Origin of the sequence: Anaerobium acetethylicum (assembly GCF_900096945.1) — a bacterium.
Taxonomy (GTDB): Bacteria; Bacillota; Clostridia; order Lachnospirales; family Lachnospiraceae; genus Anaerobium; species Anaerobium acetethylicum.
In genome coordinates this window covers 14,848-39,652 of sequence record NZ_FMKA01000016.1, presented here as the reverse complement: position 1 = coordinate 39,652, position 24,805 = coordinate 14,848, and the positions used below count along the sequence as shown (strand labels likewise).

At 47.2% G+C, this 24,805-nt stretch carries 21 protein-coding genes; 1 reads left to right on the top strand and 20 read right to left on the bottom strand.

From position 1 onward, the window contains the following. Positions 1 to 18: 18 nt before the first annotated feature. The 8 genes from BJR36_RS12445 to lgt all read right to left on the bottom strand — a co-directional run bounded on the left by BJR36_RS12445 (position 19) and on the right by lgt (position 9,119). A complete protein-coding gene (locus tag BJR36_RS12445) occupies positions 19 to 1,182 on the bottom strand; it encodes an FtsW/RodA/SpoVE family cell cycle protein (RefSeq protein WP_091234838.1) in 1,164 nt (387 codons plus the stop codon). 4 nt (positions 1,183 to 1,186) lie between these two features. Beyond that, positions 1,187 to 2,548 carry a UDP-N-acetylmuramoyl-L-alanine--D-glutamate ligase gene (gene murD / locus BJR36_RS12440; protein ID WP_091234834.1) on the bottom strand — a complete coding sequence of 454 codons (1,362 nt, stop codon included), beginning with the start codon at positions 2,546 to 2,548 and terminating at the stop codon, positions 1,187 to 1,189. 15 nt (positions 2,549 to 2,563) lie between these two features. Then, entirely contained in the window at positions 2,564 to 3,520 is a 957-nt protein-coding gene (mraY, locus tag BJR36_RS12435) for a phospho-N-acetylmuramoyl-pentapeptide-transferase (RefSeq protein ID WP_091234831.1), read from the bottom strand. 436 nt (positions 3,521 to 3,956) lie between these two features. Beyond that, positions 3,957 to 5,975 carry a peptidoglycan D,D-transpeptidase FtsI family protein gene (locus tag BJR36_RS12430; protein ID WP_242875561.1) on the bottom strand — a complete coding sequence of 673 codons (2,019 nt, stop codon included), beginning with the start codon at positions 5,973 to 5,975 and terminating at the stop codon, positions 3,957 to 3,959. A gap of 15 nt (positions 5,976 to 5,990) precedes the next feature. After that, positions 5,991 to 6,509, bottom strand: coding sequence for a cell division protein FtsL (locus BJR36_RS12425; protein ID WP_207648866.1), 519 nt, complete (start codon positions 6,507 to 6,509; stop codon positions 5,991 to 5,993). Between the two features lie 106 nt (positions 6,510 to 6,615). Next, on the bottom strand, positions 6,616 to 7,560 hold the full coding sequence (gene rsmH, locus BJR36_RS12420) for a 16S rRNA (cytosine(1402)-N(4))-methyltransferase RsmH (RefSeq protein ID WP_091234828.1): 945 nt from the start codon (positions 7,558 to 7,560) through the stop codon (positions 6,616 to 6,618). Positions 7,561 to 7,627: 67 nt separating this feature from the next. Beyond that, positions 7,628 to 8,059: a division/cell wall cluster transcriptional repressor MraZ gene (gene mraZ, locus BJR36_RS12415; protein ID WP_091234825.1), complete on the bottom strand. Its 432-nt coding sequence runs from the start codon at positions 8,057 to 8,059 to the stop codon at positions 7,628 to 7,630. A 193-nt stretch (positions 8,060 to 8,252) separates the two neighbouring features. Then, positions 8,253 to 9,119 (bottom strand): prolipoprotein diacylglyceryl transferase, encoded by an 867-nt coding sequence (gene lgt / locus BJR36_RS12410; protein WP_091234973.1) that lies wholly within the window; start codon positions 9,117 to 9,119, stop codon positions 8,253 to 8,255. Positions 9,120 to 9,534: 415 nt separating this feature from the next. On the opposite strand from lgt, the gene ychF reads away from it, so the two are divergent. Beyond that, positions 9,535 to 10,632 carry a redox-regulated ATPase YchF gene (gene ychF / locus BJR36_RS12405; RefSeq protein ID WP_091234822.1) on the top strand — a complete coding sequence of 366 codons (1,098 nt, stop codon included), beginning with the start codon at positions 9,535 to 9,537 and terminating at the stop codon, positions 10,630 to 10,632. 154 nt (positions 10,633 to 10,786) lie between these two features. On the opposite strand, the gene BJR36_RS12400 is transcribed toward ychF, so the two are convergent. From BJR36_RS12400 to BJR36_RS12345, 12 genes are all read right to left on the bottom strand, one after another. Then, positions 10,787 to 11,446, bottom strand: a complete 660-nt coding sequence (locus BJR36_RS12400; RefSeq protein ID WP_091234820.1) for a thiamine diphosphokinase — start codon at positions 11,444 to 11,446, stop codon at positions 10,787 to 10,789. A gap of 10 nt (positions 11,447 to 11,456) precedes the next feature. Then, positions 11,457 to 12,119, bottom strand: coding sequence for a ribulose-phosphate 3-epimerase (rpe, locus tag BJR36_RS12395; RefSeq protein ID WP_091234817.1), 663 nt, complete (start codon positions 12,117 to 12,119; stop codon positions 11,457 to 11,459). A gap of 1 nt (position 12,120) precedes the next feature. Next, entirely contained in the window at positions 12,121 to 12,999 is an 879-nt protein-coding gene (gene rsgA, locus BJR36_RS12390) for a ribosome small subunit-dependent GTPase A (protein ID WP_091234814.1), read from the bottom strand. A gap of 1 nt (position 13,000) precedes the next feature. Next, a complete protein-coding gene (gene pknB / locus BJR36_RS12385; protein WP_091234811.1) occupies positions 13,001 to 15,061 on the bottom strand; it encodes a Stk1 family PASTA domain-containing Ser/Thr kinase in 2,061 nt (686 codons plus the stop codon). Next, complete coding sequence (locus BJR36_RS12380; RefSeq protein ID WP_091234809.1) at positions 15,055 to 15,798, bottom strand: Stp1/IreP family PP2C-type Ser/Thr phosphatase; 744 nt, start codon at positions 15,796 to 15,798, stop codon at positions 15,055 to 15,057. Before BJR36_RS12380 ends, pknB begins: the two co-directional genes overlap by 7 nt. Further along, a complete protein-coding gene (rlmN, locus tag BJR36_RS12375; RefSeq protein ID WP_091234806.1) occupies positions 15,798 to 16,856 on the bottom strand; it encodes a dual-specificity RNA methyltransferase RlmN in 1,059 nt (352 codons plus the stop codon). The genes BJR36_RS12380 and rlmN overlap by 1 nt, the downstream gene beginning before the upstream one ends. 2 nt (positions 16,857 to 16,858) lie before the next feature. Continuing rightward, complete coding sequence (gene rsmB, locus BJR36_RS12370; RefSeq protein WP_091234804.1) at positions 16,859 to 18,214, bottom strand: 16S rRNA (cytosine(967)-C(5))-methyltransferase RsmB; 1,356 nt, start codon at positions 18,212 to 18,214, stop codon at positions 16,859 to 16,861. Further along, positions 18,207 to 18,935: a zinc metallopeptidase gene (locus BJR36_RS12365; RefSeq protein ID WP_091234801.1), complete on the bottom strand. Its 729-nt coding sequence runs from the start codon at positions 18,933 to 18,935 to the stop codon at positions 18,207 to 18,209. Before BJR36_RS12365 ends, rsmB begins: the two co-directional genes overlap by 8 nt. Positions 18,936 to 19,156: 221 nt before the next feature. Then, positions 19,157 to 20,086, bottom strand: a complete 930-nt coding sequence (gene fmt, locus BJR36_RS12360) for a methionyl-tRNA formyltransferase (RefSeq protein WP_091234799.1) — start codon at positions 20,084 to 20,086, stop codon at positions 19,157 to 19,159. 11 nt (positions 20,087 to 20,097) lie between these two features. Next, complete coding sequence (gene def / locus BJR36_RS12355; RefSeq protein WP_091234797.1) at positions 20,098 to 20,571, bottom strand: peptide deformylase; 474 nt, start codon at positions 20,569 to 20,571, stop codon at positions 20,098 to 20,100. A gap of 13 nt (positions 20,572 to 20,584) precedes the next feature. After that, positions 20,585 to 22,822, bottom strand: coding sequence for a replication restart helicase PriA (gene priA, locus BJR36_RS12350; RefSeq protein WP_091234794.1), 2,238 nt, complete (start codon positions 22,820 to 22,822; stop codon positions 20,585 to 20,587). A gap of 119 nt (positions 22,823 to 22,941) precedes the next feature. Next, positions 22,942 to 24,408: a UDP-N-acetylmuramoyl-L-alanyl-D-glutamate--2,6-diaminopimelate ligase gene (locus BJR36_RS12345; protein ID WP_091234791.1), complete on the bottom strand. Its 1,467-nt coding sequence runs from the start codon at positions 24,406 to 24,408 to the stop codon at positions 22,942 to 22,944. Between the last annotated feature and the right edge of the window lie 397 nt (positions 24,409 to 24,805).

Sequence of the window (24,805 nt, the reverse complement as noted above, 5' to 3'; positions counted from 1 at the left end):
GCATGATTTCATCCTTATTTAGTCTTCCAGCCTGATCCTCTTTGATACACTGAGCACAAGCCCCATCTCTGCCATCAGGAATATTACTGAAGTCCCTCCGTAACTGATGAACGGAAGTGTTATACCCGTATTCGGAATGGTATTGGTAACAACGGCTATATTGAAGACTACCTGCAGGGCTATATGGCTCATTACTCCTACCACCAGCATGGAACCAAAAAGATCAGGGGCATTATTGGCAATGATCATGAACCTCCAGAGCAGAAGCAGGAACAGGAGTATTACAGCAATTCCACCGACCACGCCCAATTCTTCGCAGATTACTGAAAATATCATATCGTTCTGGGCTTCCGGGAGGAAATCAATCTTCTGTATGCTTTTACCAAGCCCTTTTCCAAATACGCCGCCGGAACCTATTGCATACAATGCCTGCATGGTCTGAAACCCACCTTCCTGGGCATATGCCTCAGGATTCAGCCATGTCTGTATCCTTACAAGCCTGAAGCTGATTTCCGAAGGTATCAGTTCTGCCGAAATGGCATAAATCATTCCTCCTGCAATAGCCAGCACCCCGAGTCCCAGGACCACGAACCTTCCGTACTGTGGCGTCGCAACGAATATCATTACAAAAATGATTCCCGCCAGTATGATTGTCGTACTCATATTGTCTGTCAGGAACATGATCGCCAGGAGAAACGGCATTCCGTATATGGCCAGCTTGACCAGAGACGATGGTTTCTGTATGCTCTTTCCAAGTCTGCAGAGAGCATCCGAGAAAAATATGATGACGGCGACCTTTGCGACTTCAGAAGGCTGGAAGGAAAATCCGCCCGGCAGGCTGACCCATCTGGTTGCGCCGTTTGCCGTAATTCCAAGTGGTGTCCTTACAAGAAATATAAGGCACAGGCCGACAATGTAGATGGGAATCCTCAGGAAACGCCAGAATCGGTAATCGATCAAAGTCAGAATGATCAGAAACGCAGACCCTATTGCTGTACATAAAAGCTGCTTTTTTAAATAATAGGACGAGTGGCCGAATTTGACCTGGGCTTCGAAGGAACTTGCGCTGTAAAGCATGATCAGCCCGAAACTCACCAGGAATATCACTATGAACAGGAGGCTGTAATCGAAATACAGGCCTTCTTTATTTTTCCTTCGTCTTTCTCTGATTCTCTGCGCCACTTAATCACCCCTCTAAATGATAGACATACTCCTTGAACATTCTGCCTCGTTCTTCATAGTTCTTAAACATCCCCCAGCTTGCACATGCAGGCGACAGCAGAACCGAATCTCCGCTGACTGCCTCGGCAGCGCAGATCTTAACAGCTTCTTCCAAACTGTCTGCAAACCTTACGTTCGTAAATCCGCAGTCAGCTGCTGCCTTCGCAATCTTTTCCCTGGTCTGGCCGATCAGTACCAGCAGCTTGACTTTGCCGTCAAAAGCCTCAATCCATTCTTCGTATTCCGAATTCTTGTCATACCCTCCGCCGATCAGAAGTGTCGGAGTGACCATTGCCTGAATGCCCTTTATGGCAGCATCGGGATTTGTTCCCTTTGAGTCATTATAATATTTGACGCCATTCTTTTCTGCCACATACTCGATTCTGTGCTCGACAGCTACGAATTCTCTAACCGTCTTTCTGATTACATCCATTGGAACGCCCATGCTGATACCGATTGCAGCTGCCGCCATTACATTTTCATGATTATGGCTTCCCAGCAGCTTCAGTTCATCAAGCCGGCATATTTCCGTTATGCGGCTGCCATCATTGTAGCAGATCGCCCCGCTTTTCAGATACACGCCCTTTTGAAGCTCTTCAAAACGGCTGAAATAAAGTACTTTCGTCTGGAGGCCTTCCCCGAACTTTCTGGTCACCGCGTCGTCAAAATTCAGCACGCAGGTGTCTGTGCTCCTCTGGTTCATTGCAATCTTTTCTTTCTCCGCAATGTAGTTCTCCATCGTCTTATGTCTGTCAAGATGGTCGGGCGTGATGTTGAGGATCGCGCTTACATCCGGCCTGAAGTTCTCAATCGTCTCAAGCTGGAAGCTGCTGACTTCTGCTACAGTAACCGTGTCGTCCGTCATTTCGAGAGCCGCGCCCGTATAAGGAGTACCTATATTTCCAACGACATAAACGCTGTCAAAATAGTTCTTCATGATCTCTCCCACCAGGGCTGTGGTGGTGGTCTTTCCGTTCGTACCGGTGATTGCAGCTACCCTGCCTTTTCCTGCCTGGTATGCCAGCTCGATTTCTCCCCAGATTTTAACATTCTTCGTCTTCAGCTTGACAGCAGCCGGTGTGTCCAGAGGAATCCCGGGGCTGAACACCGTCAGGTCAAGTGCATCGACGATTCTGTCCGGAAGTTCTCCTATGACGATTTCCGCTTCCGTTCCTTCCTCGAACCTGCTCCTTATGTCTTCTTCCTTCAGGGCTTCGTTCCCGTCATACAGAATGACTTCTGCATGTTTCTTTTCAAGCAGCCGGGCTGCACTGATTCCACTAAGTCCGGTACCTGCTACCAGTACCCTTTTACCTTTAAAGTCCATTTCTTCCCTCCGTATTTACAGGGCCAGCAACGCCACAAGGCATAACACAGCCGTTATTATTGAAAACACTGCAACTACTCTCGTCTCTGACCATCCGCACAGTTCAAAATGATGGTGTATCGGAGCCATTTTAAACAGCCTCTTGCCGCTAGTCTTCTTGAAGTAAGTGACCTGAAGCATTACCGAAATAACCTCTGCAAGATAGATGATTCCAACGATCAGTATAAACAGCGGCATCCTCAGCATGTAGGCGGTTGCAGCAACAAAGCCACCCAGTGCCAGTGATCCCGTATCTCCCATGAATACCTTCGCCGGGTAGACATTGAACAGCAGGAATCCCATCAGGCTTCCCAGGACAGCAGCCGTTACTGGTTCTATCCCGCTTCCCGCTGCTGATGCAGTAAATGTAAAAAAGCCTGCTACTACGACTGTTACCGTCGAAGCAAGGCCATCAAGACCATCTGTAAAATTAGCCCCGTTGACAGTGCCCAGGATGGCAACGAACATCAAAGGAACTGCCAAAATCCCTATATCCCAGAATTTTCCGCCCGAGAACGGAACCAGCATCTCAAGGCCCACATCCGAAATTTTCAGCATGTAGAAGGCAAATACTGCTGTAACAAGCAGCTGTCCGAACATTTTCTGTCTGGGAGTCAGCCCCTCGGAACGTTTTTTAACGATTTTTATATAGTCGTCCAGAAATCCGATTATTCCAAACCCAAGGGTCATCAGAAGGATCGGCATTATTTTCGGATAATCTTTCACATAAAACAGGCATGAAGCCAGGATTCCCGCCAGTATGATGACCCCGCCCATTGTGGGGGTACCGCTTTTCTTCAGATGGGACTGAGGCCCGTCATCTCTGACGTTCTGACCGAATTTCAGCTTCTTTAAAAATGGTATTACTACCGGACTCAATGCCGTGCTTACGCCAAATGCAATAAGAGCCGGCATTACAAATGAATTGTTCATTTCTGCACCTCTTAATTTCTTTTCTATTTATACATCGGATGTTTTCCCGGAAAATTTACCGTTTTATCCTCTGCTTCTGCAATCTTCAACTAGTATAGTTCTTTTTCTGCCATTTATCAACCCTGTATCACCTGGTTCGTGTATATATGAGCGAACTCCGTTACTGTTCATACGTCATCCGGCGCGAGGTGTTTTTGTGAGTGCAGCGGAGCGAAAGTCACATAAAACCCGAGGATTACAGCACGAAATGGTGCATTTCAACCATTTCTGTGCATCGCGAAGCGTGTTACTGGTCACGGAGTGAACAGTAACCGAACTCCCGTTAAAACAAACAAATCCCATAAAAGTGTTTGATATATGGTTCCACTTTTATGGGATTTGAAGGAAACCAGACAGTCATGCGGTCCCGAAAAGGTATTTAGAAGCTTTCACTTTCCTACTCAAATATACTTGCATTTGGATCAAGGGATTCGCCTGTCTCAGGATCAAGGTTCTCTTCTGCGCTGCCCTGATTCTGGGATGCAGGGGTTTCCGACTCTCCAGCTGGCGTTTCCGCCTGGGTTTCAGTGGCAGCCTCTGTGCCGCCGGCAGCCGGTTCTGCTGCTTCTGCTGCTTCTGCTTCTGCGGCTGTTTCCTGATCCGGGAATATATTCATGTAAGGCAATACTTCAGTCATGATGTCCTTGGCGAGATTCGTTGCCATTGAGCTCTGTGCCTGATTTTCAATATTCGGCTCGTCGATTACGACATAGATGACTACTTCAGGCTTATCAGCCGGTGCAAAGCCAATGAAAGAGACAAGATAGTTCCCCTGGCCTCTCGGTGTCTTCTCTGCAGTACCTGTCTTTCCACCCATGGAGTATCCGTCAACCTTTGCGCTTTTACCGGTACCTTCCTGCACCGTCATGTAAAGATAATGTTTTACCTTTTCAGATGTGGCTAATGATATAGTCTGTTTCTGCAGTACCGGGTTGATCGTTTTGACAGTCCCCCCGTTTGCATCCAGAATTTTATTGACCACGTGAGGCTGGAAATAATATCCGCCATTAATAAGCGATGAAAATCCGGCAGCAAGCTGGGTCATAGTGACATTAAAGTTCTGGCCGAACGAGTTCGTAGCCAGGTCAACTGCAGTCATCGTGTCTGCCGTATACATCAGATTGGCTGCATTCACCTCTCCCGGAAGGTCCACATTCGTCTTTTTACCGAAACCGAAAACGCTCTGGTATTTCGCAAATGTATCAATGCCGATGGCATAAGACATCTGCATCAGGGCATCATTGCAGGAATTCATGATTGCCTGCTCAATCGTTTCCAATCCGTGCCCGGTCCTTTTCACGCATCTGATTTTGCTTCCGCTTACAGTCTCGCTTCCGTCGCAGACATATGTTTCATTTCCTGTAAGTTTGCCCGTCTCAAGACCTGCCGCAACCGTGAACGGCTTGGCAGTCGAACCTGGTTCGAATGTATCGCTGATGCAGTAGTTCCTCCACAAGGCGTTCAATGTTTCCATTTTTGTTTCGCTGCTCATCGCGTTTACTTCTTCTTCTGTATAAAGCGATGACAGATCATATGGCTCGTTCAAATTAAAATCAGGGTAGCTTGCCTCTGCAAGTATTTCACCCGTATCGGGATCCATAATGATTACGGCCGTATTCTTGCTTCCCAATCCGCTTTCGTCAAAATTATGGGTCTCATTGAAGATCTTGATATGCTTTTCTACAATATTTTGTATATTCACATCAATTGTCGACACGACCGTATTTCCGTCCGTAGCCGGTTTGATGGTCCTTTCAAGGTTCGAATCATCATTCAGATATCCGTATTCCCTGCCGTTGGTGCCGTTCAGCGTTTCGCTATAGTATTCCTCAATCCCCCAGTATCCGACATTGTCCTTGGCTGTAAATCCGATGAGATCAGATGCAAGAGTCGAATACGGGTATTTCCTGAGGTATTCTTCTTCAAACCATACGCCCTTTATGTCCGGGTTGTTCTCCTTGTCATTCATCAAAACGACGAAATCCTGGATTTCCTCATAGCTAAGCTGCTTCTTCATGACATAATAATGGCTGTCTGCCCTTGTCGCCAAGGCCTCCCTTAAAACAGCCTCCTCAACATCGAAGCATTTGATCAAAGCGGCTATCGTCGGCTCCACGTAGTCTTCATCAGAATTGATCAGCTTGCAGTCCACGATGACATTATAGACCTTTTCGCTTGTGGCGATTACAGTTCCTTTCCTGTCTACGATGTCCCCCCTCTTATAAGGAAGGGTCCTGCTGTCGTATTCCTGCTGCGAAAGTACCTGCTTTGCATATTTCTCGCCGTTCTGGGCATGTATCTGGGTTATCCTCATTGCCAATCCAATTAAAGCCAGCATGATCATAATAAATAATACTGCAAGTTTTTTTTGCATTCTGCGAGTGAATTTCTTTACTTTAACTGCTTTATTCTTCAATTTCTACACCTGCTTCTATTTCAACAAAGATGAAAGGCCGGACTTCTCATCTGAAGGGATGTCTGCATACTGCCTGACGTAATCATCTTCTGTGCTTTCATAGAGCACTACCTGCTCCTCACTTGCATAAACCATTCCAAGTTCACCGATCGCGACCTGCTTTACATATTCCAGATCCACAGAACGGGTTACTCTGCCATAAGCCTCGTCATTATCTGATTTCAAATCAGCAAGCTGGCTTTCCAGGGTTGCGATATTGGAAATTTTGTTTGTGATATCAGACTGGAACATCAGATAAAGCGTAGAAGCTGACAGTGTGATGATAGTTGCGATTGCCAAAAAGAATACATAGCCGGCATTCATCTGCAGTGCTTTCTCTCTGTTTCTGTTTGCGGCCCTTCTGCGTGACTCATCCTTCTCAATTTCACCGATTCTCTGTTCCCTTAACGGAACAGCATGCTGTCTGACAACATTTCCATTTACATAACCCGTATTTCTTTCTGTCATATACCTGTTTCTCTGAACTGCCGACATATTGTTTCTCCCCCTGCATGTAGTATTTCCGATCAATATTCCCTGCTGTCAACCGGATGCTTTCAGCCGTCTGTTTCTGCAAATAAGCTGATTTTGTCTATATGAATCATCTGTTTTCATGTTTTTCAAAAACTCTTAATTTTGAACTTTTCGCTCTTTTGTTTTCTGCGATCTCTTCTTCACCAGGCGCGATTGGCTTTCTTGTCACGACCCTGCCCTTTGACTTGTTCCCGCAAACGCATATCGGAAAGTCGCTTGGACATGTACAAGGATTCTCGTTTTTTCTGAAAATCGTCTTCACGATTCTGTCTTCCAGTGAATGGAATGTTATGATGCATATCCTGCCATCTTCATTCAGGATATCTATCATCTCGTCAAGGGAATTCTTCAGGACTTCCAGTTCCCTGTTGAGCTCTATCCGGAGTGCCTGGAAAGTCTTCTTGGCCGGATGCCCGCTGTTGATCCACAGCTTCATCGGAATCGCTCCCTTGATGATTTCGATGAGTTCCCCCGTTGTTTCAATCGGCTTTTCTTTTCTCGCTCTCGCTATATGCTTGGCAATGTTTTTTGCAAATTTATCTTCGCCGTAGTCCCGGATTATGCGGTACAGGTCGAATTCACTGTAGTCATTCACGATATCCCTTGCTGTCTTGTCCTGCCGCTGGTCCATCCTCATGTCAAGAGCCGTGTCTTCCCTGTAGGTGAAGCCCCTTTCAACTGTATCCAGCTGGTAGGATGAAACTCCAAGATCCAGCAATATTCCATCCACTTTATCTATTCCGATTTCATGAAGCTTTTCTTTCATGTCACAGTAATTGCTTCTTATGATCGTAACCTTGTCACCGAACTCCTCAAGCCTCTTGCCGGCTGCTTTGATTGCCGCCTCGTCCTGGTCGATCCCTATGAACCGTCCCTTTTCCGAAAGCCTGCTGCACACATGCCATGCATGCCCGCCGCCTCCAAGGGTGCCATCCACATAGATTCCGTCCGGTTTTATATTCAGATTTTCTATCGTCTCATCTAATAGTACAGATTTATGTTCAAAACTCATGTTTATCCTCCTGATGTCAGGTTTTTGGGATGCCTCTTCCGGCTGTCCGTTAAATCCCCGCATGTTTCTATATGCTCAGTCCTAAATCTGCCATATGTTCTGCAATCTCGTCCATGTCGTCAAATACATTGCTGTTTTCCCATCTGGCTTTGCTCCAGATTTCGATCCTGCTCAGGACGCCCACGAGAACCACGTCTTTTTCCAGTTCTGCAAATTCCCTCAGAACCATCGGAAGCAGAATCCTTCCCTGCTTATCGACTTCACAGGCTGCCGCTCCGGCCAGGAAAAATCTTGAAAACTGCCTTGCATCTTTATTGGTAAGCGGAAGTGTTCTCAGTTTCTCTTCGAAAGCCTGCCATTCGTCATTTGGGTACACGAACAGACAGCCATCCAATCCCTTTGTTATTACAAATTCATCACCTAATACTTCTCTGAATTTGGAAGGGATAATCAGTCTGCCCTTTGAATCAATCGTATGATTGTATTCGCCCATAAACATCTAGCTGCACCCTCTTTCAAAATGGTATGCCACTTGCTGCCACATCTTCGCCATTATCTACCACTTTCTACCACTTCTCACCACTTATAAAGATATTTTAGCCTAACGATAGGGAAATAGCAATAGTATTAGGAATTTTTTTCAAAAAAACAGCTCCGGGAACGGTAGGTTCCCGGAGCTGTTTTTTCATATTTTAGCTGTTTTCGCTGGTTTTTGCCCTTTTTCTGTTGACCGCGATCAGCACTGCCGCAACAACTACAAGCACTCCCGCGAGAACCTGGGAAACAGGAAGCCCCAGAACGGGAATCAGAAGCTGGTCAGTGCGCAGGCCTTCTATCCATGCACGGCCGATTCCGTATCCCAGCAGGTAGATGAGAAACACTTCACCATGGAACTTTTTCTTTCTCCTGTACCAGAGTATGAAAATCAGCACCCCAAGATTCCAAAGGGACTCATACAGGAACGTAGGATGCACCTGGATAAACTCGATACCGCCGATGTTCTTGATATTCTCCAGGATCTCTGCCGTCAGATCCGAGTTTCTTACATCCGTCAGCGGAATCTGCATTGCAAAAAAGTTTTCCGTATATCCGCCAAACGCCTCTCTGTTAAAAAAATTACCCCATCTTCCGATGATCTGGCCTGCGACCAGTCCGATGCAGCCCGAATCTGCCATCTGCCAGAAGGACAGCTTCCTGATTCTTGCAAACACAAACAGTGTTATCACTGCTGCAATGACGCCGCCGTATATGGCAAGGCCACCTTCTCTCAGGTTGAAAATGCTTAAGAGGTTGTCTTTATAATTTTCCCAGGCGAACATCACATAATACAGCCTTGCCCCAATGATTGAGAAAATGATGCAGTAAATGGCATAATCCGTATAATTCTCAGGATTCTGCCCCGTAGCCTTTCCATCCCGCTCTGCCAGGAAAATCCCCACAAGCATAGCCAGCCCTATTATGATGCCGTAATAGGCAATTTCAAATCCGAACAGGGAAATTGTTTTACCTACGTTTTCAAGCTCTATCCCAAGATTGGGAAATCTAATCATTCCATTCATCAATATGGTCTCCTCTTCTGCCTTCATTTTTTCATTCCGAACTCTGTCTGCATCAATCCCGGCGATGTCCTTTATAACCGGATATGGTTCACACAGCTTGCAGAACCCACAATTTTGCCCTTGCACAACCAGCATAAAAACACCTTGCGAGACAGGGGTTCTGAACAGTTACTTTTCATTTTACTCTTTCAACCACTAAAAATCAATGTCAAAGCTGATATTCCATTTCTGACTGGACTGCTAAGCTTATGCCTAAATCCTCTTGATTTTTCTTCGAAATATGCTAAACTGTACTAGGTGTAAAAACCGGTCAGCAATACGGCGCAGGAATGTCTGGCTGCCGTCTGAAACATGTTTGCAAAACATTACTGTTAAACAATCATAATAAATAATTCGTCATAGAAAGGGATTAATCATGAAATTAGGTATCGTGGGCTTGCCCAACGTTGGAAAAAGCACCTTATTCAACTCATTAACAAAAGCTGGAGCAGAATCAGCAAACTATCCGTTCTGTACCATAGACCCTAACGTAGGAATCGTTACTGTTCCTGACGAAAGGCTGCAGCTCCTCTCAGACCTTTACAAATCAAAAAGGATTCTTCCTGCCGTAATCGAATTCGTCGATATTGCAGGTCTTGTAAAAGGAGCATCTAAGGGCGAAGGCCTTGGAAACCAGTTCCTGTCAACCATCCGCGAAGTTGATGCCATCGTGCATGTAGTTCGCTGCTTCGAAGACGCCAATGTCGTTCATGTCGACGGAAACGTAAATCCGCTTCGCGACATCGAAACAATCAACTTCGAGCTGATTTTTTCAGATATCGACATCCTCGAAAGACGTATCTCCAAGACAGCAAAGGGCGCAAAGAATGACAAAACGCTTGCCAAGGAACTCGATCTCCTTACAAGGATCAAGGAACATCTTGAAGCAGGCAAGCTTGCAAAAAGCTTTGAGACTGACGATGATGAGGAACTGGAATTACTGAAGTCATTCAACCTCCTCACCTACAAACCTGTCATCTTTGCTGCAAACGTAATGGAAGATGATCTCGCAGACGACGGCGCATCCAATGATTTCGTGAAGAAAGTCAGAGAGTATGCCGCTTCTGAAGACAGCGAAGTGTTTGTAATCTGCGCGCAGATCGAACAGGAAATCGCAGAGCTTGAAGAAGACGAAAAGAAGATGTTCCTTGAGGAACTGGGACTTGAAGAGTCAGGCCTTGAAAAGCTCATCAAAGCAAGCTACCACATCCTAGGCCTCATCAGCTACCTGACTGCCGGAGAACAGGAAACAAGGGCCTGGACAATCACACGGGGAACCAAAGCTCCGGGAGCTGCCGGGAAAATCCACTCCGATTTTGAACGTGGATTCATCCGCGCCGAAGTCGTAAACTACCAGGAACTCTTGAATGCCGGCTCCTATGCGGCAGCCAAGGAAAAAGGCCTCGTAAGGCTTGAAGGCAAGGAATATGTGGTTAAGGACGGAGATGTCATTCTGTTCAGATTCAACGTATAAAATCCTGTCAACTGACAGAAAAAGCGCATATCATTCTGATATGCGCTTTTTCTGTTATAACTTTTTCTATTGCGTTTTTTTATTATAACTTTTTCTGTTACATTTTTTTCTGTCATGACGTTTCCGTTAGGGCTTTCTGTCTTTTCCCTGATTTTTATCTGTCTTTCCAGTCCCTCGACTGAATCATGATCAGTATGCCTTCCGAAAAGTCCGCCTCCGCCGCCTCTTCTGCGATTTCATTGCTGACGCCCAGGCTGTCCCTGCAGGTAAGGGTGTGGTTGGTCAGAGGATATTTGAAGCCTTTCAGCGTGAGGCCTTTCACTTCTGTCGTATGCGGCAGGAAGGAAACGTATTTCCCGTACTGATCCGACTTTTTCAGCACCATTCCATGGTCCAGAAGGCAGATTTTGTTGCTTTCGTCCACGAGATAGCAGGGGACGCCGTGTTCGAGGGGAATTGTCAGAATATTGATATTGGCAAGGGTGTGATCCATCCTTCCGCCCAGTCCGCCGATTATATAAATCTCGCTGCTCCCGTATTCAAGGGCAAGCTCAACTGCCGCCTGGGTATCCGTCACGTCTTTTTCCGGCCTGTATCTTCTTATGTTTACATCCGGCCTGTCCTGGTAGTTGTCCATCACTTCTCTGGATATGGTATCGAAATCCCCTACCAGATCAGTCGGAAGAAGACCATTCCTGAACAGGAACTCCGTTCCTGCATCTACGCCTATGATTCGGTCCCACTCCTGCCCGGCACAGAAGTCCAGCGCAAATTCACGGTTGATGCTGCCTCCGCTCACAATCAGAGTCTTCATGGCAAGCTCCCTATTTCTCGTATTCCTTAAAGATTGCAAGGAATTTTTCCATATTTTCCTCAATGTTGCCGTTAAATACCGACGAACCTGCTACGATAATATTGGCGCCTGCTTCGATTATCATCCTTACGTTGTCAACAGTAACGCCGCCGTCAACCTGGATATCAGTTTCAAGATTTCTGTCATCAATCATTTTTTTCAGCTCTTTAATCTTTCTCGTTGAGCTTTCTATGTACTTCTGTCCGCCGAATCCCGGGTTCACGCACATGATCAGGACCATGTCAAGCTTGTCCAGGACATAGTCCAGAACACACAGTGGCGTAGCTGGATTCAGCGATACTCCTACCTTGACTCCCTTGTCCTTGATCTGGTTGATGGTCCTGTCTAGATGGTTGCAGGCTTCCGCATGGATCGTTATCAGATCTGCTCCGCACTCCACAAAATCATCGATGTATCTTTCCGGATTGTTTACCATCAGATGCACATCGAAAACCCTGTCAGTCGCGCTTCTTGCCGACTTGATCACGGGCATTCCAAGCGAGATGCTTGGTACGAACTCCCCATCCATGACATCAACATGGACATATTCAGCTCCAGCTTTGTCTATTCTTCTTAAATCTTCTCCAAGGTTCTTGAAATCTGCCGATAAAATCGACGGTGCCATTATTAACATGCTAATATCTCCTTTGGTCTTTTAATTCATTGTACATTTCAACATAGTTGCTGTATCTTGTTCTGCTGATATCCCCAGCTTCCAGGGCTGCCTTCACTCCGCAGTCAGGTTCATTGATATGGCTGCAGCCCTGAAATCTGCATGCAGGCTCATATTCCTCAAACTCGATGAAATAATCCCTGAGCTCCTCTTTGGTGAAATCAAGCAGTGCCAGGGAACTGAATCCCGGCGTATCCATAATATAGGTATTTCCTTCAATATTGATGATTTCCGAATGGCGGGTGGTATGTTTTCCTCTTTCGATCTTCTCGCTTAACCCGCCTGTCTCCATTCCGGCTTTCGGCTGAAGTATGTTTATAATGGATGACTTGCCAACGCCTGATGGTCCTGCCACAACCGTAGTCCTGTCTTCCATCAGCTCCTTTAACTTGTCCAGTCCCACTCCATCCACCGTGCTTGTAAATACGATCCTGTAGCCGCATTTCCTGTATATGTCCTGAAGCTGCTCAATTTCACTGTCCTGGGCAATGTCCTTCTTATTGAAGCAGATAATGGTCTCGACCCCCTGCCTCTCCATGGTTATGAGAAACCGGTCAAGAAGGTTGAAGTTCGGGCTGGGCCTTGTTATGGCAAAAATCACCAGGGCCTGATCGACGTTTGCGACCGCCGGCCGTATAAGTTCATTTTTTCTCGGAAGGATGTCATTGATATTTCCTTTTTTCTCAGCTTCGTCGAGGATATCGATGGCCACGTTATCTCCAACCAGGGGCTTTATCTTCTGTTTTCTGAAGATGCCCTTTGCTTTGCATTCGTAGACTCCGGCTCCCGCAACGTGGACGTAATAGAATCCGGCAATCCCTTTAATTATCTTCCCCTGCATATCAATTCACTTCTTTGAAGGTCAATCCGTAAGTTACACTGACGGACTTTCCGTTCATAAATGCACTGACCGTTCCCGTAGTTACTCCAGGAAGTCCGGCAACCGTGTAGGTTGACGGTATGGAAGATGCATCGCTGGTGGTGCCGCTGTAAAGTTCTTTTACTACCTTTGATCCATCCAGAGAGGTCTGGCTAAACTGGATGATTACAGCCGCATCCGTCATTCCCTCAGGAAATTCGATGCTGTCGATTTCTATTGTGACATCATATGCCACTTCCGGTACATCTTCAGGTCCAAGGCTGAGTACAAAGTCAACCGTCTTCCCTTTCTCCAGGGTCGCCCCGCCTGCAGGGCTCTGGCTGATCACCCGGCCTTCGGCAACCGTTTCGCTGTTTGCCTCCGACACAGTTCCGACCGTCAGGCCCGCTGCCGTAATCTTAGCTCTCGCATCTGACTCGCTGAGATTTTTGATGTCCGGAACCGAAGCTTCGACCACTTCTTTACCCCTGCTGACGATAAGCGTTACAGTGTCGCCTTCTTTAACGCTCGTTCCTGCCTTCGGAGAACTTGAGATCACGCATCCTGTTTCCACCGAATCGTCATACTCATATTCCCTTTTCACGGTCAGCCCGTTGTCCTCCAGTTTGTTTTTTGCAGCTTCTTCTTCCAGGCCTGCCACTGAAGGAAGATCAAAAACCTCCGTACCTTCGCTTACCACCACTTTGATTGTGGTGTTTTTCTCAACCTCTTCACCTTCGGCTATATCCTGGCTGATTATGGTATCCGGTTCAAATGTTTCTGAAAATTCATAGGAATCGACCTTGATTCCAAGTCCGAGTTTGTTGAGGACCTCCGTAGCTTCATCCACTGTCATGCCTGCAAGATCTGGCATTTCAACAATATCGCCGTTTTCTTCAGTCTCTTCCTTCTCTGTTTCCTGCTGCGTCGTTTCCTTTTTCGGTGAACTGCTGTGTTTAAAAAGTCCGGCGGCGCTTCCTGCAAGGTAGATTGCGATGGATGCGATGATCAGCGCAGCGACTATTCCCAGAACAGTCATGAGTCTCTCCAGTTTCGGATTGATGTCTGCGTCCTCTTCCTCCTCCGGATTTTCCTCATAAAGCCCTGGTTCGTCTCCCAGGCTGATTCTGCCCGTTTCTTTCTTGATATCTGCAACTTCCTGGGGAGTCATCGTCCTGGTCTGTCCGTAATTGTTGATTGGGATTATCTTAACAAAATCCCCTTCCGGCTCCACAAGAGACTGTTTCAGATCTGAGATCAGCTCTGCTGCATCCGCATATCTTCTGTCCGGGCTTTTCTGGGTACATTTCAGAACAATCTTCTCGAGGCTGACTGGTATATCCGGAACAAACGTCCTTGGCGGCTCAATTTCTTCCTGCAGATGCTTGATCGCAACGTTCACCGTCGTATCCCCGTCAAAGGGAAGCTTTCCCGTAAGCATTTCATAAATGGTGATTCCCAGAGAATAAATATCGCTCTTTTCATCGCAGTATCCGCCTCTTGCCTGTTCCGGGGATGTATAGTGGACAGATCCCATGACGTTGGAGACGATCGTTTCCGAAGATGCGGCCCGGGCAATTCCGAAATCCGTCACCTTGACTTTTCCTTCTTTTGAAATAACGATATTCTGGGGCTTGATATCCCTGTGTATGATATGGTTCTTATGAGCTGCTTCAATTCCCATGGCAACCTGGATTGCGATGCTGACAGCTTCATTTACAGATAATCTGACTTTCTTCTGGATGTATTCTTTTAACGTAATTCCCTCAACAAGTTCCATTACGATATAATAGACATCGCCGTCATTTCCGACGTCGAAAACATTGACGATATTTGCATTCACAAGTCCTGCTGCCGACTGGGCTTCGACCTTGAATTTCTGCACGAAATTCTGATCCTCGCTGAACTCGCGCTTCAGTACTTTGACCGCCACAAACCTTCCCAGTTTATGGTCTTTGGCTTTGTACACCACTGCCATTCCGCCTGAGCCAATCTGTCCGATAATCTCATATCTGCCGCCCAGCAAAATTCCTTCTCTTAACATCTGTTCACCTCACCTGAAAATGGTTCTATTATCAATACGGCGATGTTGTCTTTTCCGCCGTTCCTGTTAGCTGTCTCAACGAGTTCCTCTGCTTTGGCTCCCAGATCAGCTGGCTTTTTCATGATTTCCATAATCATTTCATCTTCCATCATATTTGTCAGCCCATCGGTGCACATCAGAATCATGTCTCCGTTTTCCAGATCGACTTCAAAAAAATCAGCAGTCACATCGCTGCCTGCTCCGATCGCCCTGGTGATGATATTCTTATCCGGATGGCTTCTGGCATCTTCCCGCCTGATTTCACCCATGCGGACCATCTCCTCCACAAGGGAATGGTCTCTGGTGATCTGCCTGATCTCCTTACCGACTACATAAAGCCTGCTGTCTCCAACATTGGCGATATAAAGGCAGCCCTCTGCGATTGTTGCAGCAACCAGAGTCGTCCCCATGCCTGCAAGGTTCTGGTCTTCTTCTGCTTTTTCTATGAGGCTTCTGTTTGCTTTTTGAATAGCCTCTTCCATGATCTTAACCGGCGTTTTCTCCTGGCTGCTTCTGACAGCTTCAAGAAGGGTTTCCGCAGTGTACTTGGAGGCAAAATCGCCTGCATTGTGTCCGCCCATCCCGTCTGCTACTATAAATAAATTCGGAAGATTTCCGATTGAATAATCAGCAGTGAATACATAATCCTGGTTCATTTTGCGTTTTTTCCCAACATCTGTAATCGAAAATGACTTCATTACTTTTCTTCACCTTTCTTCTCTGCCCGGTCGGCAAAGCTCTTTCTTAACTGGCCGCAGGCACCGTCTATATCCCTGCCCATTTCCCTTCTTATAGTAACATTTATCCCATTTTTTTCAAGTTTATTTTTGAAATTCTCAATCACCTTCTTCTGTGACTGGACAAAATCTCTTTCCTTTATGGGATTGACCGGAATCAGGTTTACATGGCAGTTTATATCCTTGATCAAAGCAATCAGTTCCTTCGCATCACGGTCGGTATCATTTACCCCTCCGACAAGGCTGTATTCAAAGGTGATCCTTCTTCCCGTTTTGGCAAAATAATACCTGCATGCATCAAGCACTTCCTTCAGTGTGTATTTGAAGGCAATCGGCATAAGCGCCTTTCGTTTTTCATCGTTTGAAGCATGTAAAGAAAGAGCGAGGGTGATCTGCAGGTTCTCGTCTGCCAGTTCCCTGATTTTAGGAACGATGCCGCAGGTCGATACGGTGATATTCCTCTGGCTGATGTTCAGGCCATTCTCGTCAGAAAGGAGATGTATGAATTTGAGCAGGTTGTCGTAATTGTCAAGGGGTTCGCCTGTTCCCATGACCACAACATTCGACACCCTCTCTCCGGAATCGCTCTGTATTCTGTATATCTGATCGAGCATCTCAGAAGCCGTCAGGCTCCTCTCGAGACCTCCGATCGTGGAGGCGCAGAAACGGCACCCCATCCTGCAGCCGACCTGGGACGAGATGCACACGGAATTTCCATGCTTGTACTTCATAAGCACGCTTTCTATGACATTTCCATCCTCGAGCTTGAAAAGGTATTTGCTTGTTCCATCTATTTTTGAAATCTGGACCTCTACAGGCTTCAGTGCCGTCAGGTGATAGCGGGCGTCCAGCTTCTCCTGAAGTTCCCTCGAAATATTCGTCATGTCGCTGAAATTCTCAACAAGCCTGACATGGAGCCACTGGTATATCTGTTTTCCCCTGAAGGGCTTGTCCCCGATCTCCTTCATTTCATCCTGGAGTTCGTTCAGGTTCAATGATTTAATGTCTATCTTTTCCATCCTTATTCATTCCTTTTCAGTCTTGCGATAAAAAATCCGTCGCCGTGATGTATTCCCGGAAGCATCTGCAGGTACCCCTGTTTTGTTTCCACAGACTGCAGTTTTTCACAGATATATGGATCAATCGATTCCATCGTAAACGGATATTCCTGCGTGAACCATTTAACGTTTTCAAGATTTTCTTCGGGATTGATTGTGCAGGTGCTGTAAATCAGCGTTCCGCCTTTTTTCACGTAATCCTTTACAGTACCCAGAATTTTTCTCTGAAGCTGTACAAGCTCCTTCTGCTTCTCAGGAGTCATCTTATACTTAATGTCTGTCTTTCGTCCGATTACGCCGAGTCCGGAGCATGGCAGGTCTGCGATCAGTATATCCGCTTTTTCCACTGATTCTTTGTCGAATACGCAGGCGTCCGCGACCATTGCTTCAATATTCAATGCTCCTGCCCGTTCTATGTTTTCTCTTATCATGCCTGCTTTGTATTCCGTAAGGTCCCTGGCTTCCACATGGCCTGTTCCGGCCAGCTTTTCAGCGATGTGGAGGGATTTTCCTCCGGGTGCGGCACAGACATCTATTACATAGTCATCCTTTTTGGGGGCCGCTATCTCTGATACCAGCATGGAGCTCACATCCTGCACCTGGAAAAGGCCCTCCCTGAAGGAAGGCACCGCATTCAGGTAGTCATATCCGCTGATTTCAATGGCATAGTCCAGATATTCGGATCTTTCCGCCTTCACGTGTTCAGATTCCAGCCTCTTCATAAGATCTTCCGGCGAAATCTTGTTCAGGTTGCATCTTATGCTCGTATTCCGATCCATGAGAAAGCTCTCAAGCATTGCTTTGGTCTGCAGGAACCCGTATTCCGAATACCACTTTTTCACAATCCATTCGGGCATGGAATAGTTCACAGACAGATACAGGATCTCATCCCCGTCTTCACCCGGATATATAATGTCATCCAGGTTCCTGCTGATATTTCTCAGAACCCCGTTTACAAACCCTTTCAGGTTCGAGAAGCCTTTGGCAGTTGCAAGCTTCACAGCCTCATTGCAGATTGCCGAAGCCGGTATGCTGTCCATGAACTTCAGCTGGTATACGGCGCTTCTGAGAATGTTGCGGATTACGGGCTTCATCTTATTGACCTTCACCGTTGAAAACTGGTTTATGATGTAATCGAGCAGTATCATCTGCTCGATTGTTCCTTCGGTAATCCTCGTGATGAAAGCCCTGTCCTGTTTGTCCAGGTACTGGTACTTTGACAGCACATTTCGGATTGCGATATGGCTGTATTCCCCGTCCCTTGTTACATCCATCAAAATGCCGAGGATAAGCTCCCTTGAATTTACTGATTTAGTCACGGTCTCTTCCTCCAAATATCAGGATAAGCCTCAGGAGGGAAAGGATTGCCGCTGCCGCGCTGGCAACATAGGTAAGTGCGGCTGCAGTGAGTACCTTTTCCGTGCCTTTCAATTCCTCGCGGTTCAGAATGTCCGTATCTCCAAGGACTGCGATGGCCCTTCTTGAAGCGTTGAATTCTACCGGGAGCGTTACCAGGGTAAACAGTACCGAAATCGAGAACATCAGAATCCCGATGAAAATCAGCGGCTGCAGCGATCCCATTACGACGCCCAGTATGATGAGAGGCCATGCGGCCTTCGAACCGAAGTTTGCCGCAGGAACCAGGGTGCTCCTCAATACAAGAGGGGCATAACCCTTTTCATCCTGAATCGCATGTCCGCACTCGTGGGCTGCCACCCCGATTGCTGCCACGGAAGTATCTCCGTAAACGGCGTCGGAAAGCCTTAAGACCTTGTCTCTCGGGTCGTAGTGATCCGTCAGGCTGCCTGCCACCCTTTCAATTCTGACTCCGTAGATTCCCGAAGCATTCAGGATCCTCTTGGCCGCCTCGGCGCCTGTCATCCTGGCCTTGCTCCTAACTTTCGAATATTTCGCGAATGTCGTTTTGACCTTTGCTGAAGCGATCAGGGATATGACCGCTCCTATGATTACCAGAATATAGGTTGGATCCCAATAGTTCATGTATCCAGTGTTATAATAAGCTCCTAAAATATTCAACATAAATTTCCTCCTTAATTGATATGAGATTATAAAATTCACCCTGCAAAGCAGTAGTTCCGAATAGTTCCTATTATATAACAGTTATTTTAGAAAATCCTGCTTTTCACTGTTATTTAATATTTATTTTAGACCTTTGCCTGTCCGTGTTTTTCCCACGCAGGCCATAATAACGTGCAAAAAGTAAAGTCCTGGACATTGATTCCAAAACTCTACTTTTCACGTCATCCTAAAATTGTTCCGATTGCGACAGGATAACCCCTTAAAAAAGCCCCTGCTTCCATCCTTTTCTTTCCTTCGAGCTGGAGCTCCCTGATTTCAAGGATCCCTTTTCCCGTCTTAACCTGTATGCCGTTTTTCGTGACAGCCACGATTTCTCCGGCCTTACCATCCGCCTCATCCTCGATTACTTCGGCCGCCCAGATTTTCAGGGTTTTCCCTTCAAAGCTGCTGTAAGCGGAAGGCCATGGATTGAGCCCTCTGATCAGGCGTTCGATATAAGCCGCATCATTTCTCCAATCAATCTTTCCCAGATTTTTATCCAGCATTTTCGCATAATTCGAAAGGCTGTCATCCTGCTTTTCAAAGACAGCTGTCCCGTCTTCAAGCTTCCTGAGGGTCTCCACGCAGAGAAGCGCGCCTGCCATGCTCAGTTTGTCATGAAGGCTGCCTGCTGTCTCATCCTTTTCGATTGTCACTGCTGTCTTCATGATCATGTCGCCGGTGTCAAGCCCGACATCCATCTTCATGGTCGTGACTCCCGTCACTTCTTCTCCATCGATGATGGACCAGTTGATCGGAGCCGCACCGCGGTACTTCGGAAGCAGGGATGCATGCACGTTCACGCAGCCGTATTTTGGCATTTCGAGTATGGATTTTGGAAGGATCTGTCCGAAAGCGACAACCACGATCACTTCAGGATTCAGGCCTTTCAGGATTTCTATGAATTCCGGTTCCCTCACTTTGACCGGCTGGTAGACAGGTATCCCATGGCGAAGGGCAGCCTCCTTGACCGGTGTATGCTGCATGGCCTTTCCCCTGCCCTTTGGCTTATCAGGCTGGGTGATCACCGCCAGGACTTCATGTCCTGCTTCTATGAGCTTTTCCAATGTCCCGACTGAAAAATCGGGTGTTCCCATGAATACGATTTTCATTGTACTACCCCCTAGTCTTCATCATCATATGTGACTTCGTGAAGATCTCCTTCAACCATGTCCACATACAGTTTTCCATCCAAATGGTCAATTTCATGGCAGATTGCACGTGCCATCAGTCCGGTACCCTCTAAGGTGAATTCCTTCATGTCGATGTCGCATGCTATGGCCTTTACATAATCCGGCCTGGTAACCGTTCCAGCCTTTCCGGGCACGCTGAGGCAGCCTTCATCTCCCGTCTGTTCGCCGGAAGCCTCCACGATACGGGGATTGATCAGCACATAGGGCGTTCCGTCAGTGTTTATGACGACAATCCTCTTCAGCATTCCTACCTGTGGAGCCGCCAGGCCCACTCCCATTGCGTCGTACATGGTTTCAAACATATCGTCGATCAGGGTCCTGATTTTCGGCGTCACTTCATCTATTTCCCTTGCCTTTTTCCTTAATACATCGTCTCCCATAATTCTTACAGTTCTTATTGCCATTTTGTATCCTCCTTTAATATGAGTTCATGGGGTTGAAATCGAAATGCACATACACTTCCCTTCCCAAATCCCCTTCATCTGCGTATTTTTCCAGATTATCCTTAACCCTTGTCAAAAGGGTGTAGTCTTCGTTTTTGATATAGATTACCTTTTTATAAAAATCATTTACCCTGGAAATGCTTTCATCGGCCGGGCCGATTACCCTGAGCCTTTCTCCTGCAAAATCCCTTATGATCATCTGCTTGAGATATTCCGCCGTCTCTGCAGCCTTTTCGTTGTTCTTTGACGAAACCAGCACTGCCAGGATGTTCGAAACAGGCGGATAGCCCATCAGACTCCGGTATGCAATCTCTTCCCTGTAAAAGCTGGCATAGTCATGTTTTGCGGCTGCAGTCACGCTGTAGTTGTCCGGACTGTAGGTCTGTATCACGACCTCTCCGGCTTTTCCGCCTCTTCCTGCCCTGCCGGCAGCCTGGGTCAGCAGCTGGAAGGTCCGTTCGCCCGCATGGTAGTCGTTCGAATGAAGGGAAAGGTCTGCCGCAAGAACACCCACAAGGGTTACATTTGGGAAATCATGGCCTTTCACGATCATCTGGGTGCCTACCAGCACATCTGCCTTCCCTTCCGCGAATGCGGAAAGTATCTTTTCATGGCCGTCCTTTTCCCTGGTGGTGTCCATATCCATCCTCAGGACCCGGGCATCCGGATATTCCTTTTTTACCACATCCTCGATCTGCTGGGTTCCCGCCCTGAAGCCACCTATATAGGAAGATCCGCAGCCGGGACACTTTTTGACCGAAGGTTCCTCGTGTCCGCAGTAGTGGCAGACCAGCTTTCCGTTCCTGTGCTCCGACAGGGATACATCGCAGTGGGGGCACTTCATCACATGGCCGCAGGATCTGCAGGATACGAAGCCTGCATACCCCCTCCTGTTTATGAACAGGATGATCTGTTCTTTCTTCCTCAGCCTGTCCTCCATCAGCTCCCTGAGCTTCCGGCTGAGTATCGATCTGTTTCCGGACTTCAGCTCTTCCCTCAGGTCCACGGTATATACCTCGGGGAGCTCCGCTTCATTTGTCCTGGCATTTATTTCAAACAGCCGGTACTCGCCCTTCTGCGCCCTGTAATAGGCATCCACCGACGGGGTCGCCGACCCAAGGACCACTGTAGCTCCGGCCAGCTCCGCCCTCTTGATTGCGGTCTCTCTGGCATGGTATTTGGGAATCGTCTCGCTTTTATAGGTCGCCTCATGCTCCTCGTCGATCACGATAAGGCCCAGATTTCTGAAAGGGGTGAAAAGAGCGGATCTGGGACCGATTATCACATCGATCTCCCCTCTTTCAGCCCGCAGGATCTGATCGTACTTTTCTCCCTTGGAGAGCCTGGAATTTATGATCGATACCCGGTTCCCGAACCTCTGGCAGAATCTCATGACCGTCTGGTAGGTCAGGGCGATTTCCGGAATCAGCACGATTGCCTGCTTTCCTTTTTTAAGCACTCTGTCGATGAGCTCCATGTAGACTTCCGTCTTGCCGCTTCCCGTTATGCCGTGTATGAGGCAGGTCTTATGGATCCCCTTATCGTAGTCATCCATGATGGCTTCCACAACAAACTTCTGTTCTGCATTCAGCTCGATGTCATATTGATCCTGGTCCCTCTCCCGGACCGGGTTCCTGTAGACGTTTTCCGAAATGACTTCCGCAATATTTTCTGTTTCAAAAGCTTTGATCACGGTGGCCGAAACCTTCAGGTCCCTTGCTGCTGTTTCATAACTGATTGTCTTATTTTCTATCAGCGCCTCCAGGAGCCTGAGTTTTGCAGTACTGTGCTTCTTTTCGTACTGGGCCTTCAGCCTGTGAGCTTCTTCCTCGTCAGCCAGAAGCATGATGCAGCGTTTTTCCTTCGCCTTGACCTTTTCCTTCATGGGAACAACCGTCCTCAGGGCCTGGTTCATAGTGGACCCGTAATTTTCCTTGATCCATCCTGCAAGCTTGATCATCTGGCTTTCGACCTTAACGCCTTCCGGCTTTATGTCTGCGATTTTCTTGATCCTGTAAGCCTCTATCTCAGGCTTGTCAGACAGCCCCACGATATAGCCTTTTATCATGCGGTTGCCATTCCCGAAGGGTATTTCCACTGCCGCCCCTATGACTGCCTGTTCGCTCAGTTCCCCGGGTATTTCGTACTGGAAGGTTCTGTCGAGCTTCTCGTGTGATATGTCTACTATGATATCTGCATATTTCTTCTGCACCGACTCACCTGTCTTCCCGTTTGCTCTGTGCCGTGACCGGCTGTTATCTGGTTTCTTTTTTTCTGTGCTTTAAGCGGCTGCTATTTGATTTTTTCGGTAACTATTCAGGACTACGTCCTTCATAGGTGCGCTTTTTCAAGTATTTCCTTTATGATAATTCTCTCGTCCATGGGATATTTGACGCCCTTGATTTCCTGATAATCTTCATGGCCTTTTCCTGCGAGGACGATGACGTCGCCTTTTTGCCCGTTACGGATTGCGTATTCTATGGCTTCCCGGCGGTCGCAGATTTCTATGTATTTCCCGTCTGTCTTTTCGATTCCTGTCTTGATGTCGTTAATGATATCCTGGGGCTCCTCGGATCTCGGATTGTCGGATGTGATGATTGTCAGGTCGGCAAGCCTTCCTGAGACCTCTCCCATCTCATACCGGCGAAGCTTCGAGCGGTTTCCCCCGCATCCAAAGAGGCATACCAGCCTGGCCGGCTTGTATTCCCTGAGGGTGCCAAGAAGGCTTTCCAGGCTCATTGCATTGTGTGCGTAATCGATCATAAGGGTGAAGTCATCGGACACCTTTACCATTTCGATTCTTCCCTTTACCTGGGCGGTCTTCAGGGCTTTCTGTATATTTTCGACCGGCACGTTGAAATGCCTGCACACTGCGATTGCCGTAAGGGAGTTGTAGACGCTGAACTTTCCGGGTATGTCGATCTCCACAGGGAAATTCATGAGCCCTTCCACATTGTAGGATATCCCCAGGTAGCCAGGATGGGAAACGAGTTTTGTATCTGCAGCCCTTAAGTCAGCTTCCTTAGAAAATCCGAAAGTCTCGATTTCACAGGTATGGCCCTCGATGACCTTTTCCCAGTGCACGTCATCCCTGTTGATGATTCCCGTGCGGCACTGCCTGAACAGCAGGCCTTTGCATGCCATATAGTCTTCGAAGCTCTCATGCTCATTAGGCCCGATATGGTCAGGCTCGATATTCGTAAAGATTCCCATATCAAAAACAAACCCGGCAGTTCGGTGCATCATAAGCCCCTGTGAGGAAACCTCCATTACCACGGCGTCACAGCCTGCATCCACCATTTTCCTGAAGTACTCCTGCACGATGTAGGATTCAGGTGTCGTATTTGCAGCCGGAATCACCTCGTCGCCGATGATTGCCTCGATGGTTCCAATCAGTCCGACCTTATGGCCGGTGCTCTCAAGAATCGATTTGATCATGTAGGTGGTCGTGGTCTTTCCCTTGGTTCCCGTAATGCCGATGACCTTCAGGCTTTCTGCCGGATGCCCGAAATATGCCGCCGAAATGAGAGCCAGCGCATATCTGGTGTCCTTCACTTTGATAACCGTTATGCCTTCCGGCAGTTCGATATCATCCTCGATCACGATGGCCGCTGCACCTTTCTCAGCCGCCTGCTTTCCAAATTCATGCCCATCGGAAACGGCACCTTTTATACATATAAAAAGAGAACCCTCTTCTACTTTCCTTGAATCATATACAACCTTCGTTACATCTATATCCACGCTTCCGCAAAGTGTTTCGTACGAAAGACGTTCCAGTAAATATTTCAATTCAGCCATATTATACCATTCTCCTCTTCACATTTTCGGAACGGACACAGAAATCCGCCCTCTTCCATTATTCCATTTCGTGCCTGGCAGGCTGTCAACACTTCAACATCTGCCATATAATCAATACTATTTAGGATAACACAAGTATTCCGACTTTTCAAGATTTTACATGGGCGCGAAGGTGGCGGGGTTTTTATGACGTTACTGTTCACTCTGTGACCAGTAACACGCTGCGCGATGCACAGAAATGGGGCGACCAATGACATTCATCCACCTTTCGTAACAATAAACATAAATTTTTTAAATTTTTTTATGTTTTCGCGTGATGTTTTGCTTTCTCATACGTCTTTATATATAGAGGCGTTTTTTCTATCCGTTTCAGGACTGTTTTTGAATGCCTCTCCTA